The sequence below is a fragment of the Bradyrhizobium sediminis genome, from assembly GCF_018736085.1.
Taxonomy (GTDB): domain Bacteria; phylum Pseudomonadota; class Alphaproteobacteria; order Rhizobiales; family Xanthobacteraceae; genus Bradyrhizobium; species Bradyrhizobium sediminis.
The window spans coordinates 5,428,639-5,444,847 of sequence record NZ_CP076134.1 but is presented as its reverse complement, the minus strand read 5'-3'; the positions used below and the strand labels follow the sequence as shown (position 1 = coordinate 5,444,847).

Annotated in this window: 16 protein-coding genes; 15 read left to right on the top strand and 1 reads right to left on the bottom strand. The window is 64.2% G+C overall.

Annotated elements, in window-relative coordinates:
- From KMZ29_RS26070 to KMZ29_RS26025, 10 genes are all read left to right on the top strand, one after another.
- Positions 1-963: a Bug family tripartite tricarboxylate transporter substrate binding protein gene (locus KMZ29_RS26070; RefSeq protein ID WP_249779791.1), complete on the top strand. Its 963-nt coding sequence runs from the start codon at positions 1-3 to the stop codon at positions 961-963.
- A gap of 6 nt (positions 964-969) precedes the next feature.
- Positions 970-1,875, top strand: a complete 906-nt coding sequence (locus tag KMZ29_RS26065; protein WP_215621844.1) for a LysR family transcriptional regulator — start codon at positions 970-972, stop codon at positions 1,873-1,875.
- 348 nt (positions 1,876-2,223) lie between these two features.
- Positions 2,224-3,360, top strand: coding sequence for a 4-oxalomesaconate tautomerase (locus tag KMZ29_RS26060; RefSeq protein WP_215621843.1), 1,137 nt, complete (start codon positions 2,224-2,226; stop codon positions 3,358-3,360).
- Positions 3,361-3,364: 4 nt separating this feature from the next.
- The gene (locus tag KMZ29_RS26055) at positions 3,365-4,393 is read left to right on the top strand and encodes an amidohydrolase family protein (RefSeq protein WP_215621842.1); all 1,029 of its coding nucleotides are present in this window, start codon (positions 3,365-3,367) and stop codon (positions 4,391-4,393) included.
- Between the two features lies 1 nt (position 4,394).
- On the top strand, positions 4,395-5,090 hold the full coding sequence (gene ligK / locus KMZ29_RS26050; RefSeq protein ID WP_215621841.1) for a 4-carboxy-4-hydroxy-2-oxoadipate aldolase/oxaloacetate decarboxylase: 696 nt from the start codon (positions 4,395-4,397) through the stop codon (positions 5,088-5,090).
- 6 nt (positions 5,091-5,096) lie between these two features.
- On the top strand, positions 5,097-6,020 hold the full coding sequence (locus KMZ29_RS26045; RefSeq protein ID WP_215621840.1) for a DUF1932 domain-containing protein: 924 nt from the start codon (positions 5,097-5,099) through the stop codon (positions 6,018-6,020).
- A complete protein-coding gene (locus KMZ29_RS26040) occupies positions 6,017-6,961 on the top strand; it encodes an amidohydrolase family protein (protein ID WP_305855081.1) in 945 nt (314 codons plus the stop codon). Before KMZ29_RS26045 ends, KMZ29_RS26040 begins: the two co-directional genes overlap by 4 nt.
- Before the next feature lie 13 nt (positions 6,962-6,974).
- Complete coding sequence (gene ligA / locus KMZ29_RS26035; protein WP_215604049.1) at positions 6,975-7,364, top strand: protocatechuate 4,5-dioxygenase subunit alpha; 390 nt, start codon at positions 6,975-6,977, stop codon at positions 7,362-7,364.
- Positions 7,364-8,218: a class III extradiol dioxygenase subunit beta gene (locus KMZ29_RS26030; RefSeq protein ID WP_215604048.1), complete on the top strand. Its 855-nt coding sequence runs from the start codon at positions 7,364-7,366 to the stop codon at positions 8,216-8,218. Before ligA ends, KMZ29_RS26030 begins: the two co-directional genes overlap by 1 nt.
- Before the next feature lies 1 nt (position 8,219).
- Positions 8,220-9,179 carry a Gfo/Idh/MocA family oxidoreductase gene (locus tag KMZ29_RS26025; protein WP_215621839.1) on the top strand — a complete coding sequence of 320 codons (960 nt, stop codon included), beginning with the start codon at positions 8,220-8,222 and terminating at the stop codon, positions 9,177-9,179.
- Between the two features lie 762 nt (positions 9,180-9,941).
- Here KMZ29_RS26025 and KMZ29_RS26020 read toward each other — a convergent pair.
- Entirely contained in the window at positions 9,942-10,811 is an 870-nt protein-coding gene (locus tag KMZ29_RS26020) for a helix-turn-helix domain-containing protein (RefSeq protein ID WP_215621838.1), read from the bottom strand.
- Positions 10,812-10,901: 90 nt separating this feature from the next.
- On the opposite strand from KMZ29_RS26020, the gene pobA reads away from it, so the two are divergent.
- The 5 genes from pobA to KMZ29_RS25995 all read left to right on the top strand — a co-directional run bounded on the left by pobA (position 10,902) and on the right by KMZ29_RS25995 (position 16,045).
- Positions 10,902-12,074 carry a 4-hydroxybenzoate 3-monooxygenase gene (gene pobA / locus KMZ29_RS26015; RefSeq protein WP_215621837.1) on the top strand — a complete coding sequence of 391 codons (1,173 nt, stop codon included), beginning with the start codon at positions 10,902-10,904 and terminating at the stop codon, positions 12,072-12,074.
- An 87-nt stretch (positions 12,075-12,161) separates the two neighbouring features.
- Entirely contained in the window at positions 12,162-12,515 is a 354-nt protein-coding gene (locus KMZ29_RS26010) for a protocatechuate 4,5-dioxygenase subunit alpha (protein ID WP_215613825.1), read from the top strand.
- A 3-nt stretch (positions 12,516-12,518) separates the two neighbouring features.
- Positions 12,519-13,358 carry a class III extradiol dioxygenase family protein gene (locus tag KMZ29_RS26005; protein WP_215621836.1) on the top strand — a complete coding sequence of 280 codons (840 nt, stop codon included), beginning with the start codon at positions 12,519-12,521 and terminating at the stop codon, positions 13,356-13,358.
- Between the two features lie 127 nt (positions 13,359-13,485).
- A complete protein-coding gene (locus KMZ29_RS26000; protein WP_215621835.1) occupies positions 13,486-14,427 on the top strand; it encodes an alpha/beta fold hydrolase in 942 nt (313 codons plus the stop codon).
- A gap of 178 nt (positions 14,428-14,605) precedes the next feature.
- Complete coding sequence (locus KMZ29_RS25995; RefSeq protein WP_215621834.1) at positions 14,606-16,045, top strand: 1-acyl-sn-glycerol-3-phosphate acyltransferase; 1,440 nt, start codon at positions 14,606-14,608, stop codon at positions 16,043-16,045.
- Positions 16,046-16,209: the final 164 nt, after the last annotated feature.

Below are 16,209 nucleotides of genomic sequence, written 5' to 3'. Positions count from 1 at the left end.
ATGCCGCTCGCTTTGCTTGTGCTGCTGGCGCTCGTCCTTCCCCAAGGTCAGGCCGGCGCCGAGACCAAATACCCGGGCAAGGCAGTGCGGATCGTCGTGCCGTTTGCTGCCGGCGGCGTTGCCGATATCACGGCGCGGGTGATCGCAGAACGGCTCGGCGTCAAGCTTGGGGGCCGGTTTTATGTCGAGAACCAGCCTGGCGCCGGCGGCATTGCCGCGGCTCGAACGGTGATTTCCTCTCCGCCCGATGGCCATACCCTGGCATTGCTGTCGAACGGAACCGCGATCAGCGTCTCCCTGTTCGGCAAGTTGCCCTACGATCCCCTGAAGGATTTCGTTCCGGTTTCGAGTCTCGGCTTTTTCGATTTCGTCTTTGCCGCCAACGCGGACTCGCCATTCAAGACGCTGGCGGACTTCATCGCGGCCGCAAAGGCGAAGCCCGGGTCGCTCAATGTCGGAACCATCAATGTCGGAAGCACCCAGAATCTGTCGGCGGAGCTCTTCAAGACCGCGGCCGGCATCGATTTCGTGATCATCCCCCATCGGGGAACGCCCGAGGTTCTGGTGTCCACCATGCAGGGCAACCTCGCCCTCATGATCGACAGCTACTCGGCGATGAAGGGCAATCTCGCCGACGGGAAGATCCGGGCGCTGGCGTCGACCGGGCCGATACGTTCGGAAAGCGCGCCGGATATTGCGACCGTGCAGGAATCCGGCGTCGCCGATTACGACGTCGTTTCCTGGAACGCATTGTTTGCGCCCGCCGGCACGCCGCCGGAGATCGTGAAGATCCTCAATCTGGCCTTGCAGGAAATACTCGCCGAGCCGGACGTGAGGAGGCGGCTTCTCGAACTCGGCATCGAGGCCAGGGCAAGTACACCCGAAGAAATATCAGCCAGACTGAAGTCTGATATCGAGAAGTGGCGTAAGGTGATCGAGAAGGCCGGGATTCAGAAGCAATAGGGACCCATGAACCTCAAGCAGCTCGAATACTTCGTGCAGGTGGCCGAGCTGGGCAGCTTCAGCAAGGCGGCGCTGGTGCTCGACATCGCGCAGCCGGCGCTCAGCCGCCAGGTGCGCAGCCTCGAGACCGAGCTGCACCAGCAACTGTTCCTGCGCAACGGCCGGGGCGTCGCGTTGACCGATGCGGGCAAGCGGCTGTTCGACCATAGCGTGGCGGTTCTGCAGCTGATGGCGCATGCGCGCGAGGATCTGGGGGCGAGCCGCGACGAGCCGGTCGGGCGGGTAATCATCGGGCTGCCGCCGAGCATCGGCCGTCAACTCACGCTTCCGCTGATTGACCGCTTCAAGAAGGAGCTTCCCGCCGCCAGGCTGGCGGTCGTCGAAGGGCTGTCGACTCATATCGTCGAATGGGTGACGACCGGCCGCATCGATGTCGGCCTGGTCTACAACCCCGAGGCGCAGGCCGGGCTGGAGATCACGCCGCTGCTTCAGGAGCCGCTTGGACTGGTGAGTCGTGCAGCCAAGGGCCAGCGGAAACGGGCCGCATTGCCGCCGCTGCCGATGAAAGAGCTGTCGCGTTACCCCCTGATCGTTCCGGAGCGGGTGCACGCCATGCGCCGCCTGCTCGAGACCCAGGCGGCCCTGGCCGGCATCAAGCTCGACATTGCCTGGGAGGTATCGAGTGTCCCCTCGATCATCGAACTGGTCTGCGCCGGCTATGGCCACGCGGTGCTCACCGCCAGCGGCGTTGCCGCTTCGCCGCGCGCGGGAGAATTGGCGGTGCGCCGGCTGGTCGAACCGGCGCCCGTCAGCGTGCTTTGCCTGGCGATCTCGGCGCACCGGCGTCCCACGCCGCTGACCCAGCACACGATGCGGCTCTTGACCGCGCTGGTGCGGAAGCTTCCCGCCTGATCATTTTGCGCATCGCTCGTGCCGGCAGGCCATGCCGGATTGCGATAGCTGTTATAGGGAGCGGGCGCTGGCGAAGCGCCGGCCGGCTGGCCACAGTGAGGGCAGCGAACAGCCCGTTTCCGTCACGGCCGCCTCGCCGCGCCCGCGGAAAGTCCGACCCGGCCGGCGCCAGGAAATGCTCGGTCCATCGAGCCGGATTGCACAATGGGAGCACGCCAGCATGTTTAGACGGACATTTCTCACCTGTGCTACATTCGCCGCCATGTCGACGCCATGTCGGCGCCGGCGTTGCCGAACGCGCCGATCGGTCGGCTCGGCCTTGCCATTCAGTAAGTGAGCGAGGGTCCCATGCAAACCGCCATTCCCTGCCTGTTCATGCGCGGCGGCACGTCGCGAGGTCCGTTCTTCAACGCCGCCGACCTGCCCGCCGACATCCCGACCCGCGACAAGGTGCTGCTTGCGGTGATGGGTTCGCCCGACAAGCGCCAGATCGACGGGCTCGGCGGCGCGCATCCCTTGACCAGCAAGGTCGGCATCGTCTCCAGGGGTTCCCGGCCCGGCGTCGATCTCGATTTCCTGTTCGCGCAGTTGCAGCCGGACAAGGACACCGTCGATACCACGCCCAATTGCGGCAACATGCTCGCCGCGGTGGTGCCGTTCGCGCTCGAGACCGGCCTGGTCAAGCCACAAGGCGACATCACCACCCTGCGCGTGCTGACGCTCAATACCGACATGCAATGCGACATCACCGTGCAGACGCCGAACGGCCATGTCGAATATGAAGGCGTGGCCCGGATCGACGGCGCGCCGGGCACCTCTGCGCCGATTACGATCAACTTTCTCGATACCGCCGGCTCGGTCGCGCCGGGACTGCTGCCGACCGGCAATGTCCGCGACGTCATCGACGGCATCACCGTGACCTGCATCGACAACGGCATGCCGCTGGTGATCTTCAAGGCCGCCGACGTCGGCCGCACCGGCTATGAGAGCGTCGATCAGTTGAACGCCGATACCGAGTTGAAGGCGCGGATCGAGCGGTTGCGGATCGCCTGCGGCCACGCGATGAAACTCGGCGACGTCACAGCCAAGAATTACCCGAAGATGACGCTGATTGCGGCGCCGCGCGCCGGCGGCGCCATCAGCACGCGCAGCTTCATCCCGCATGTCTGCCACGACGCCATCGGCGTGCTGGCGGCGGTGACGGTGGCTACCGCCTGCGTGCTCGACGGCTCGACCACGCAGGGCATCGCTGACGTGCCGGGTCAGAACGTGAAGACCATCTCGGTCGAGCATCCGACCGGCGAATTCAGCGTCGAGATCGAGGTCGACCCCGCCAACCCGCAAAACGTGACCCGCGCCGCGCTGCTGCGCACCGCGCGGCTGTTGATGCGCGGCGAGGCGATGGTGCCCGCTTCGGTCTGGGCCGGCCGTCGGGCCGGCGATTTCAGCGCAACCCCCGAACTCCGTCGCGCGCGGCAAGGATAGAACGATGATCATCGACGTACACGGCCACTACACCACCGCGCCGAAGGCGCTCGAGGACTGGCGCAATCGCCAGATCGCCGAAATCAACGATCCCAAGGCCGCGCCCAAGGCCAGCGAACTCAGGATCAGCGACGACGAACTGCGCGAGAGCATCGTCAACAACCAGCTCAAGAAGATGCAGGAGCGCGGCAGCGACCTCACCATCTTCAGCCCGCGCGCCAGCTTCATGGCGCACCACATCGGCGACTTCAACGTATCGTCGACCTGGGCGGCGATCTGCAACGAGCTGTGCGCGCGCGTCGCCCGGCTGTTTCCGGACAGTTTCATCGGCGCCGCGATGCTGCCGCAGTCGCCGGGCGTCGATCCGAAGACGTGCATTCCCGAGATGGAAAAATGCGTCAGGGACTACGGCTTCGTCGGCATCAATCTGAATCCCGATCCGTCGGGCGGGCACTGGACCTCGCCGCCGCTGTCGGACCGGCACTGGTATCCGATCTACGAGAAGATGGTGGAACTCGACATCCCTGCCATGATCCACGTCTCCACCAGCTGCAACTCCTGCTTCCACACCACCGGCGCGCATTATCTGAATGCCGACACCACGGCCTTCATGCAGTGCCTGACCTCGGATCTGTTCAGGAATTTTCCGACGCTGAAGTTCCTGATCCCGCATGGCGGCGGCGCGGTGCCCTATCACTGGGGCCGTTTCCGCGGCCTGGCGCAGGAGCTGAAGAAGCCGCTCTTGAAGGAGCACCTGCTGAAGAACATCTTCTTCGACACCTGCGTCTATCACCAGCCCGGCATCGACCTTCTGACCAAGGTAATCCCGGTCGACAACATCCTGTTCGCCAGCGAGATGATCGGCGCGGTGAAGGGGATCGACCCTGAAACCGGCTTCAATTACGACGATACCAAGCGCTACATCGAGGCCTCGACCATCCTCAGCGCGCAGGACAAGCAGAAGGTTTACGAGGGTAATGCGCGGCGGGTGTTTCCGCGCCTCGACGCGGCGTTGAAGGCGAAAGGCAAGTAGCATGAGCGTTCCCTTGAACAATCTCGGCGTCGTCAAGCGCAACATCGTTCGCGCGGACAAGGCGGCGGTCGAGAAGCTGTCGCGCTTCGGCGTCGCCACCATCCACGAGGCGATGGGACGCGTCGGCCTGATGCAGCCCTATATGCGGCCGATCTATGCGGACGCGCACACCTGCGGAACCGCGGTCACCGTGCTGCTGCATCCCGGCGACAACTGGATGATGCATGTGGTCGCCGAGCAGCTGCAGCCGGGCGACGTGGTGGTCGCCGCCTGCTCCGCCGAGAACACCGACGGCTTCTTCGGCGACCTGCTGGCGACCAGCTTCCGCGCCCGCGGGGCCAAGGGCCTGATCATCGATGGCGGCGTGCGTGATGTGAAGGACCTGACCGAAATGCAGTTCCCGGTGTTCTCCAGGGCGATCAGCGCCAAGGGCACGGTGAAGGCAACGCTGGGCTCGGTGAACATCCCGGTGGTCTGCGCCGGCGCGCAGGTCAATCCGGGCGACGTGATCGTCGCCGATCCGGACGGCGTGGTCGTGGTTCCCGCCGCCATCGCCCAACAGGCGGCGGATGCCGCCGAAGCGCGCGAGGCCAATGAAGGCGACAAGCGCGCCAAGCTCGCGGCCGGCGTGCTTGGCCTCGACATGTACAACATGCGGGAGCCGCTCGCGAAGGCCGGCCTCCGATACATAGATTGATCGCCGATGTCGGTTGCTTCCAACCAATGGCATGTCGGCCTCGTCGGCTACGGCGAGGTGGGCCGGATTCTGGCCGAAGATCTGCGCAAGGACGGCGTCCGGGTCAGCGCCTATGACATCAAGCTCGGCGACAACAGGGCCAAGCCGCTGCAGGATCACGCCGCCGGCATCGGCGTCGCGCTGGCGTCGTCGCATGCCGATCTCGCCGCGCAGGCCGACTTCATCGTTTCCGCGGTCACGGCGAGCCAGGCGGTGCCGGTGGCGCAGGCTTGCGCACCGGCAGTGAAGAAAGGCGCCTGGTTCCTCGACTTCAACTCGGCCTCACCGGGTGCGAAGCGGCGCGCCGCGGCCCTGATCGACGGCGCCGGCGGACGCTATGTCGAGGGCGCGGTCATGACTTCGGTCCCGCCGTACCGCATCAAGGTGCCGTTGCTGCTCGGCGGCTCCGGCGCCCGCGAGCTTGCGCCGTTGCTGGTGGAACTCGGCTTCGACGCCAAGGTCGCCAGCGACCAGCTTGGCGTTGCCTCTGCCGTCAAGATGTGCCGCAGCATCATGATCAAGGGCATGGAAGCCATGGTGATCGAGAGTTTCACCACTGCGCGCGCCTACGGCGTCGAGGACGCGGTGCTGGCCTCGCTGGCGGAGACTTTCCCAAGCATCAACTGGGAGAAGCAGGGCGCCTACTTCTTCCAGCGCGTCATCGAGCACGGCCGGCGGCGCGCCGAAGAGGTGCGCGAGGTGGCGGAAACCGTCCGCGAGATCGGGCTGACGCCGTGGTCGGCGCAGGGTACCGCCGAACGTCAGGCCTGGGTCGCCGATCTCGCCGACGAGGGCCTGTTCGGTCCGAAAGGCGCCAAGGAATTTGCGCGCAGCCCCGACTGGCGCACCGAGGCCGACCGCATCCTCGGCAAGCTCAAGTCAAAAGAATGAGACAGACCGCGATGGAATTGCAGAAGACCCAATTTACCAAGACCCCTGGCTGGCTGGACTGGTACGCCGGCCCCTCGAAACCCCGGTTCAAGGTGCCGGCAGGCTCAGTCGACGCGCATTGCCATGTGTTCGGGCCCGGCGCCGAGTTTCCCTTCGCGCCGGAGCGGAAATACACGCCCTGCGACGCCTCCAAGCAGCAGCTCTATGCGCTGCGCGACCATCTCGGCTTTGCGCGCAACGTCGTGGTGCAGGCCACCTGTCACGGTGCCGACAACCGCGCGATGGTCGACGCGCTGACCCATTCCGGCGGCAAGGCGCGCGGCGTCGCGACCGTCAAGCGCAGCATCGGCGACGCCGAGCTTCGCGCGATGCACGACGCCGGCGTGCGCGGCGTGCGCTTCAACTTCGTCAAGCGCCTGGTCGATTTCACGCCGAAGGAGGAGTTGATCGAGATTGCCGGCCGCATCGCGAAACTGGGCTGGCATGTCGTGATCTATTTCGAGGCGGTCGATCTGCCCGAATTGTGGGATTTCTTCACCGCGCTGCCGACCACCATCGTCGTCGACCACATGGGCCGGCCTGACGTCGGCAAGCCGGTCGACGGTCCGGAATTCGAGCTGTTCGTGAAATTCATGCGGGAACATCCCAACGTCTGGTCCAAGGTCAGCTGTCCGGAGCGGCTGACGGTCAAGGGGCCGCCGGCGCTGAATGGCGAGCAGAACGCCTACCGCGACGTCATCCCGTTCGCGCGGCGGATCGTCGAGACGTTCCCCGATCGCGTGCTCTGGGGCACCGACTGGCCGCATCCCAACCTGAAGGACCACATGCCCGACGACGGCCTGCTGGTCGATTTCATTCCGCACATTGCGGTCACGCCCGAACTGCAGCACAAGCTGCTGGTCGACAACCCGATGCGGCTGTACTGGCCCGAACATTCCTGAGGAGGCTAATCCCATGTCACTCGACAAACCCTACAAGGATGTCCCCGGCACCACGATCTTCGACGCCGACATGTCGCGCCAGGGCTATCACCTGAACCAGTTCTGCATGTCGCTGATGAAGGCGGAGAACCGCGCCCGCTTCAAGGCCAATGAACGCGCCTATCTCGACGAATGGCCGATGAGCGAGGAGCAGAAGCAGGCGGTGCTGGCGCGCGACCTCAATCGCTGCATCGCGCTCGGCGGCAACATCTACTTCCTCGCCAAGATCGGCGCGACCGACGGCAAGAGCTTCCAGCAGATGGCCGGCAGCATGACCGGCATGAGCGAGGAAGAATACCGAAACATGATGGTCAGCGGCGGCCGCTCCGCCGAAGGCAATCGCTACATTGGGGAGAAGAAGTGATGGCCCGTATCACTGCCAGCGTCTACACCTCGCACGTGCCGGCCGTCGGGGCTGCGCTCGACCTTGGCAAGACCGCTGAGCCATACTGGCAACCGGTCTTCAAGGGCTACGAATTCTCCAAGCAGTGGCTGAAGGATCAAAAGCCGGACGTGATCTTTCTGGTCTACAACGATCACGCCAACGCGTTCAGCCTCGATATCATCCCGACCTTTGCGATCGGCACGGCGCCCGAGTTCGCGGTGGCCGACGAGGGCTGGGGCCCGCGTCCGGTGCCCAAGGTGATCGGTCATCCGAAACTCGCAGGCCACATCGCGCAATCGGTGATCCAGGACGATTTCGACCTGACCATCGTCAACAAGATGGACGTCGATCACGGCCTCACGGTGCCGATGAGCCTGATGTGCGGCCAGCCGCAGGCGTGGCCATGCCCGGTGATCCCGTTCGCGGTCAATGTCGTGCAGTACCCGGTGCCATCGGGCCGGCGCTGCTACATGCTCGGCAAGGCGATCCGCAAGGCGATCGAGTCCTACGACGAGCCGCTCAACGTGCAGATCTGGGGCACCGGCGGCATGAGCCATCAGCTGCAGGGGCCGCGCGCCGGGCTGATCAACAAGGAGTTCGACACCGCCTTCCTCGATCGCCTGATCGCCGACCCCGAGGGGCTCTCCGCGATGCCGCATATCGACTACGTCCGCGAGGCCGGCAGCGAGGGCATCGAGCTCGTGATGTGGCTGATCGCCCGCGGCGCCATGAGCGACGTCAATGGCGGCAAGCCACCCACCGTCCGGCACCGTTTCTACCATGTGCCCGCCAGCAACACCGCGGTGGGCCATCTGATCCTGGAGAACAACTGACGTGGCCAAGACCATCAAAGTGGCGCTCGCCGGCGCCGGCGCGTTCGGCATCAAGCACCTCGACGGCATCAGGAATATCGACGGCGTCGAGGTGGTGTCGCTGGTCGGCCGCAGGCTCGAGCCGACCAAGGAAGTCGCTGCCAAATACGGCATCGCGCATGTCTCGACCGACCTCGCCGACAGCCTCGCGCTTGGGGAAGTCGACGCGGTAATCCTGTGCACGCCGACCCAGATGCATGCCGAACAATCGATCGCCTGCATGAAGGCCGGCAAGCATGTGCAGGTCGAGATTCCGCTCGCGGATTCCTTGCACGACGCGCAGGCCGTCGTCGAGCTGCAGAAGAAGACCGGGCTGGTGGCGATGTGCGGCCACACCCGCCGCTTCAATCCCAGCCACCAGTGGGTGCGCAACAAGATCGTCGCCGGCGAATTCAACATCCAGCAGATGGACGTGCAGACCTTCTTCTTCCGCCGCTCGAACATGAACGCGCTGGGCCAGCCGCGCAGCTGGACCGATCATTTGCTGTGGCACCATGCCGCGCATACGGTCGACCTGTTCGCCTATCAGGCGCGCTCGCCGGTCGTGAAGGCCAACGCGGTGCAGGGGCCGATTCATCCGTCGCTCGGAATCGCGATGGACATGTCGATCCAGCTCAAGGCGGCCAACGGCGCGATCTGCACGCTCAGCCTCTCGTTCAACAATGACGGCCCGCTCGGCACCTTCTTCCGCTACATCGGCGACACCGGCACCTACATCGCGCGCTACGACGATCTGTTCAACGGCAAGGAAGAAAAGATCGACGTCAGCAAGGTCGACGTGTCGATGAACGGGATCGAGCTGCAGGACCGCGAATTCTTCGCCGCCATCCGCGAGGGCCGCGAGCCGAACTCCAGCGTCGCCCAGGTGCTGCCGTGCTATCAGGTGCTGCACGACCTGGAGCAGCAGCTCGACGCCGGTTGAAACGGAGCGCCATGCCCCGCATGGCGTGCTTGTCAGCCGCCGTCATGGAGCCAGGCGACGACGTCGCCATGTTGCTCGAGATCGACCACGAAGAGGCTCGAAATCACATAATGGGTTGAAATCCGACGCTTGATACCCGCTCCAATACGCGAATTGAATCAGACGGGAACGTCGGCGTAAGCCCGAGGACTTTCTGATCGAGACCGTCGGTGAAGAGACCAGTATACTCCCAACTCCGGACAATCGCTGCATCGCGAAGCCGTCAGTCGATTTCAGCGGCTATCGGCCGCGGCATATTGGCAACGCGGCACGACTGTGAACTTTTTCCCACTTTTGTTGCAGCTATGAGCGTAGGGTGCGGTTTCCGCACTCAATGGGAGACATCATGTTACGCAAAATCACAATGGTCGCGTGTGCAGCCGCGATTGCCACGTTTGGTTCTTTGGCGCTCACTGCTACGCCCGCCCATGCGATTACTGTCTACATATGCTTGAATTATCCCGATTGCATGATTTGTAGAGCGACATACGGCGATAACAATTGCCAGATCGCGGGTATGGCTGTGCAACATCCTAAAGGAACGAAACTGAAGAAATTCCATCCGGAAGCGTCGACGGACACCAAGAGATAGCTGGTAGTCACAGCAATACCCAAACCGCCGCACGATGTCGCCTTTACAATAGCGGCTTTTGCGGCGGTGATTCCCAAATCCGCGCGGTTGTACTGGCCCTTGGCTGCGTTGCCGCCGCGCTATCGACTCACCTAATCGCCCCTGTGCACCTTGTCGCGGAAGCTGCGCGGCGACAGGCCGGTTGCGCCTGAAAACAGCCGGCTGAAATAGGCCGGGTCGCTGAAGCCGAGTGCGTAGGCGATCGTCGAGACCGGCAGGTTGGTATAGACGAGGTTGCGCCGCGCCTCGCGGATCACCCGGTCGAGGATCAGATGCGAGGCGGCGTGGCCGGTCGCCGAACGGGTCAGGCGGCTCAGATGCGTCGGCGTGATCGACAGCGCCGCCGCGTAGTCCGACACAGTCCAGTGCTGCAGGAAGTGTTGATCGAGCAGCGTCTCGAACCGCCGGAACAGGTCGGGTTTCGCCATGCCGCCCGGCATCCTGCCATTGGCGGCCATCTCGCGCGCGACCAGGCCGATCAGGGCTGCGGACAAAGCTCGCAGCAGATGCGCCCTGGCGAAATGGCGCCCGGCGAACTCGGAAAAGATCTGCTGCATCGCGCTGCGCATCTCGGGCGTACCGCGCACCACAGTCGAATGCGCCAGAACGCGCCGCAAGCCTTCCGATGGCGTCAGCACCTCGTCCAGCATTTCCGCTGATACCGTCAACACCCAGCCCTGCGTGCCCGGCTTGAAGCTGAAGCCGTGGACGTCGCCGACCGGCACGTTGACGACCCGCATCGGCCGCAGCGCATGGATCCGGCCTTCCAGCGTGGCCTGTCCGCCGCCGCGTTCGATCAGCAGGATCTGATGCAGCCGCGGATGCCGGTGGGGTGCGAATTCCCATTCGTGCAGCACCGAGCGTGCCGCGATGGTTTCGCAATGCACGACGTCGGGCAGGTCGCCGGACTCGCCGAACAAATTGTAGGTCTGGACGGTGCGGCTCGCCGGTGTCGCGCTCATGTTCGAATCCTACAAGACAATGAAGGCTATATCCATTCCGGGCGGCCAGGAATCCGGTAGATTTGTCCAAAATCAAGGGAGGATTTCGAAATGAAGGTCCAGGTTTGCATCATTGGCGGCGGGCCGTCGGGGCTGCTGCTGTCCCAGCTCCTGCATCTGCAGGGCATCGAAACCGTGGTTCTGGAAAAATACAGCCGCGAATATGTATTGGCCCGCATCCGGGCCGGCGTGCTGGAGCACGGCTTCGCCAAGCTGATGCGCGAAGCCCAGTGCGGCGAGCGCATGGACCGCGAGGGCGAGATCCACAAGGGCTTCCATATCGCCCATGACGGCGTGATGGATCACGTCGACCTGTTCAAATATTCCGGCGGCAGCTCGGTCGTGGTCTACGGCCAGACCGAATTGACCCGCGATCTCTACGAGGCGCGCGAGCGGATGAAGGGCAACGTCATCCACAACGCCGAGGACGTGACACCTCACGACCTCAATTCGGATGCGCCCTATGTCACCTATCGCGACGGCGACAAGGTCGTCCGCATCGATTGCGAGTATGTGATCGGCGCCGACGGCTTCCACGGCGTCAGCCGCAAGTCGATCCCCAGGGACGTGCTGCGGGAATATGAACGGGTCTATCCGTTCGGCTGGTTAGGGGTGCTGTCGCGCACCAAGCCGGTTTCACCCGAGCTGATCTACGCCAAGCACGAGCGCGGCTTCGCGCTGTGCTCGCTGCGCTCGCAGGTATTGAGCCGTTATTACATCCAGGTGCCGCTGACGGATCGGGTCGAAGACTGGTCCGACGACGCGTTCTGGGCCGAGCTCAAGCGCCGTCTGCCGGGCGAGGTCGCCGCCCGCATGATCACCGGCCCGTCGATCGAGAAGAGCATCGCGCCGTTGCGCAGCTTCGTGGCCGAGCCGATGCGCTATGGCCGCCTGTTCCTCGCCGGCGACGCCGCCCATATCGTGCCGCCGACCGGGGCGCGCGGGCTCAATAGCGCGGCTTCCGATATCTATTACCTCTATCACGCCATGGTCGATCACTACAAAAAGGGCGACGATGCCGGCCTCGACGGCTATTCGAAGAAGGCACTGGCGCGGATCTGGAAGGCGCAGCGGTTTTCATGGTGGATGACCATGCTGCTGCATCGCTTTCCGGACAATATCCCCTACGACGACAAGCTGCAGGAAACCGATCTCGCCTATCTGTTCTCGTCCGAGGCCGCCCAGCGGTCGCTGGCCGAAAACTATGTGGGACTGCCGTTCTAACGGCCCGGTCCGGCCGGGCGCGATTTGATCCAGAACAATTCGCGCCGGCCAGCGGCCACATAGCATTGCCGCAAAAGGGGAGAGGTCATGCCCAGTTCCAAGCCGCGACAACCCGTGCCCGGCACCACCATCTTCGACGGCGAGCAGGCCCGCAAGGGCTATGCGCTGAACAAGATGTGCTACTCGTTCAATGACGCCGCCAACCGGCGCGCCTTCGTCGAGGACGAGGATGCCTACTGCGCCAAATACGGCCTGAACCCGCAGCAGCGCGAAGCCATCCGCAACCGCAACGTATTGCAGCTGATCGAAGCCGGCGGCAACGCCTACTATCTGGCCAAGTTCGCCGGGATCTTCGGGCTCGACATGCAGGACATCGGCGCCCAGCAGACCGGCCTGACCAAGGATCAGTTCAAGGCCAAGCTTCTGGCCGCACGGGGATAGACCATGGCCAGAATTGTCGGCACCATCACCACCTCGCACGTCCCGGCCATCGGCGGCGCCATCGCCAAGGGCTTGCAGAACGATCCCTACTGGAAACCTTTCTTCGACGGCTTCCCGCCGGTGCGCGAATGGCTCGCCGGGGTGAAGCCGGATGTCGTCGTGCTGGTCTACAATGACCACGGACTGAACTTCTTCCTCGACAAGATGCCGACCTTCGCGGTCGGCGCGGCGAGCGAATACCGCAACGCCGACGAGGGCTGGGGGATTCCGACGGTGCCGCCGTTCCGCGGCGACCCGGAACTGTCATGGCACCTGATCGAACAATTGGTGGCCGAGGAATTCGACCTCACGACCTGCCAGGAGATGGTGGTCGATCACGCCTTCACCCTGCCGATGGCGTTATGCTGGCCCGACATGAAGTGGCCGGTCCGCACCGTACCGGTGTGCGTCAACACCGTGCAGGGGCCGCTGCCCTCGGCGGCGCGCTGTTACAAGCTCGGCCAGGCGATCGGCCGCGCCATCGCCTCGTGGCCGGGGGACGAGCGGGTAGTCGTGATGGGCACCGGCGGCCTGTCGCACCAGCTCGATGGCGAGCGCGCCGGCTTCATCAACAAGGAATTCGACCTCGCATTCATGGACAGCATGGTCGCGAACCCGGCTTGGGCGACGCAGTATTCGACCACCGAACTGGTCGAGCTGTCGGGCACCCAGGGCGTCGAACTCCTGAACTGGGTAGTCGCGCGCGGCGCGCTGCCTGGAAAGGTGCGCAAACAACACGCCAATTATCACATCCCGATCTCGAACACCGCGTCGGGACTGATGGTGCTGGAGCCGCAGGGCTGAGACCGGGCGCCGTTGGCGGTGCCATCGTGCAGGTCTGGAGGGAGCTGCACGAAGCTGATATGGCTCACGTCCCCTAGGGATCAAAGGCGTCGATATCCGTGCCGGTTTCCCCCTGTCCGGTTGCGCCATGAAGCTCGTTTCCACTCCCGGCAATCCACGTCCCGACGATGCCGTCACCGGCAGGATCAGGACGCCGGACGGGGTGGAGCTGCGCTTCGCGCGCTGGGATGCCCCGGCCAATGGCAAGGGAACGGTCTGCGTCTTCCCCGGACGCGGCGAGTTCATCGAGAAATATTTCGAGACGGTGCGCGACCTGCGCCGGCGCGGCTTTGCGGTCGCTGTCATGGACTGGCGCGGACAGGGGCACTCGTCGCGACAACTGCCCGATCCGCGCAAGGGACATGTCGAGAGCTTTTCGGAATTTGAGCTCGACGTCGAGACCTTCATGCAGCGGGTGGTGCTTCCCGATTGCCCGCCGCCCTATTTCGCCCTGGCGCATTCGATGGGCGGCGCGGTCCTGCTGCGTGTCGCGCATTCCGGCAGGCGGTGGTTCGAGCGCATGGTTCTCGCCGCGCCGCTGATCGATTTGCCCTACGCGCGTTCCTCGTTGCTGTTGCGCATTCCGATGCGGGCGCTGCGCCTCGCCGGCTTCGGGGCGAGCTACGTTCCCGGCAGCAATGTCGATATGATGCGGGCATCGGGCTTTGCCGGCAATCCGCTAACCTCCGATCCCCAGCGCTACGCCCGCAACGCCTCGATTCTGGAGCAAGATCCAGCGGTGGGAATTGGTTCGCCGACGGTGGCTTGGCTGGATGCGGCGTTTGAAACGATCGTCGCGTTTCGCGCCGCGGATTACCCGTCGCAAATCGATCGGCCGATACTGATGGTGGCGGCGGGTGGCGATACCGTCGTATCGGGAGCAGCGATCAAGGGATTTGCCGCGCGCCTGCCTGCGGGATCGCATCGCGTGATCGAGGGAGCCCGGCATGAAATTCTGCAGGAACAGGACGGCTATCGCGAACGGCTGTGGGCGGCGTTCGACGCCTTCGTGCCGGGTGCGCATCTCTGAAATGAGGATTTGGTAAACGACGGATTGGCTCGGGACCATCCCGGGAGCGTCGATTTAGGAGCGGGCGCCCAAAAAGCCTCTTGCGGCCAAGCGACGCCTGGATGGTATCCTGGCCGATCAAGAGGGATCGCCGCGGCTCGGACCACGGTCCGTGACACGCGGCGACATGGGAGGCCTCATGGGGTCGCAAATTGCCCTGCCGCTGTGGGCCGTCGTCATCCTGGCCGTTCTGGCTGTCCTGGCTGTGGTTGACCGCATCCTGATGCCGAGCGTGCGCTGGGCGCTGCGGCGCCGCGCCAACCGCGCCATCGAAGAACTCAATACCCATCTCAGGCTTCACATTCAGCCGTTCAAGCTCACCAAGCGCCAGGTCCTGATCGACCGTCTGGTGTTCGATCCGGAAGTGCTGCACGCCGCCGAAGAGTACGCCAGGGAGGCCGGCGTGCCGCGCGAAGTCGCGATGGAGAAGGTGAAGCGCTATGCCGGCGAAATCGTTCCCTCGTTCAGCGCCTATGCCTACTTCCGCGTGGGAACGCGCATCGCCAGGGGCATCTCCAAGATGCTCTATCGCGTCCGGATCGGCTACCGCAACGACGATGCGCTCGCTGCGGTGGATCCCGCGTCCTCGGTCATCTTCGTCATCAATCATCGCTCCAACATGGACTACGTGCTGGTGACCTATGTCGCTGCCACGTCGTCGGCATTGAGTTACGCGGTAGGTGAATGGGCGCAGGTCTGGGGGCTGCGCGGCCTGATCCGGTCGATGGGGGCCTATTTCATCAGCCGGGATTCCCGCGAGCCGCTCTATCGCAAGGTGCTCGCGCGCTACGTTCACATGGCGACCGCGGCGGGCGTCACCCAAGCGATCTTTCCGGAGGGCGGCCTGAGCCGCGATGGCAGGTTGCGCCCGCCGAAATTCGGGCTTCTGAGCTACATGGTCGCAGGCTTCGATCCGCTCGGCCCGCGCGACGTGGTGTTCATCCCGGTCGCGGTCAACTACGACCGCGTGCTGGAGGATCGGATGCTGACCTCCGCCGCCAATACCGAGCCCGGGAAGAAGCCGGTGTTCGGATTCAACGCAGCTGTCTTCGCGCGTCACTTCTTCCATCACGTCTGGATGGCGTTGCGCGGTGAATGGTATCGCTTCGGCTATACCTGCGTCAGTTTCGGCGAGCCTGTCTCGCTGCGAAAGCACACGGCTGAGGCGAACATCGATTTTCGTCTGCTGGCCCCCGAGCCGCGCCATGCCGAGATCGAGAAGCTGGGAAACAAGCTGATGGAAGCGGTCGGCCGCGTGATTCCGGCGCTGCCGGTGTCGCTGGTGTCTGCCGCGATGCTGGAGGCCGGCGAAAGGCCGCTCTCCCTGCTCGACATCAAGGAAAGGGTGTCGAGCCTGATCGGCGAACTGGAAGGCCGCGGCACCTATGTCCACATTCCGCGCGCCGACCGCGATTACGCGATCACGGTGGGGTTGCGCATGCTGACCCTGCGCCATCTTGTTCTGGAGCAGGACGGAAGCTATCGCGCCAACCCGGAAGAACTGATGCTGTTGAAGTATTACGCCAACGCCATCGTGCATCTGTTCGAGAATGCGCCGCAGCCGGCGCTTGCCGGCTAAGACGCTCCCTGTTCATCGAGGTCGAGCCTTTGCTGCGGCGAACCCAGATGGCGCGAAGTTGACGGGCGCCCCGTGGCGATGGTGGGCGGTCGCCCGGCCGGCCAATTTGCTTGACAGTATGGACAGCGGTATCGGACACTCAATCACATCGTTTCGCGAAACCA

Bases quoted from the DNA above. Each gene is read 5' to 3' on its own strand.
- ligA (WP_215604049.1), top strand. From the start codon at position 6,975: ATGTCACTCGACAAACCCTACAAGGATGTCCCCGGCACCACGATCTTC.
- KMZ29_RS26030 (WP_215604048.1), top strand. From the start codon at position 7,364: ATGGCCCGTATCACTGCCAGCGTCTACACCTCGCACGTGCCGGCCGTC.
- KMZ29_RS26065 (WP_215621844.1), top strand. From the start codon at position 970: ATGAACCTCAAGCAGCTCGAATACTTCGTGCAGGTGGCCGAGCTGGGC.
- KMZ29_RS25995 (WP_215621834.1), top strand. From the start codon at position 14,606: ATGGGGTCGCAAATTGCCCTGCCGCTGTGGGCCGTCGTCATCCTGGCC.
- KMZ29_RS26005 (WP_215621836.1), top strand. From the start codon at position 12,519: ATGGCCAGAATTGTCGGCACCATCACCACCTCGCACGTCCCGGCCATC.
- KMZ29_RS26055 (WP_215621842.1), top strand. From the start codon at position 3,365: ATGATCATCGACGTACACGGCCACTACACCACCGCGCCGAAGGCGCTC.
- KMZ29_RS26000 (WP_215621835.1), top strand. From the start codon at position 13,486: ATGAAGCTCGTTTCCACTCCCGGCAATCCACGTCCCGACGATGCCGTC.
- KMZ29_RS26040 (WP_305855081.1), top strand. From the start codon at position 6,017: ATGAGACAGACCGCGATGGAATTGCAGAAGACCCAATTTACCAAGACC.
- KMZ29_RS26045 (WP_215621840.1), top strand. From the start codon at position 5,097: ATGTCGGTTGCTTCCAACCAATGGCATGTCGGCCTCGTCGGCTACGGC.
- KMZ29_RS26070 (WP_249779791.1), top strand. From the start codon at position 1: ATGCCGCTCGCTTTGCTTGTGCTGCTGGCGCTCGTCCTTCCCCAAGGT.
- KMZ29_RS26060 (WP_215621843.1), top strand. From the start codon at position 2,224: ATGCAAACCGCCATTCCCTGCCTGTTCATGCGCGGCGGCACGTCGCGA.
- ligK (WP_215621841.1), top strand. From the start codon at position 4,395: ATGAGCGTTCCCTTGAACAATCTCGGCGTCGTCAAGCGCAACATCGTT.
- KMZ29_RS26020 (WP_215621838.1), bottom strand. From the start codon at position 10,811: ATGAGCGCGACACCGGCGAGCCGCACCGTCCAGACCTACAATTTGTTC.
- KMZ29_RS26010 (WP_215613825.1), top strand. From the start codon at position 12,162: ATGCCCAGTTCCAAGCCGCGACAACCCGTGCCCGGCACCACCATCTTC.
- pobA (WP_215621837.1), top strand. From the start codon at position 10,902: ATGAAGGTCCAGGTTTGCATCATTGGCGGCGGGCCGTCGGGGCTGCTG.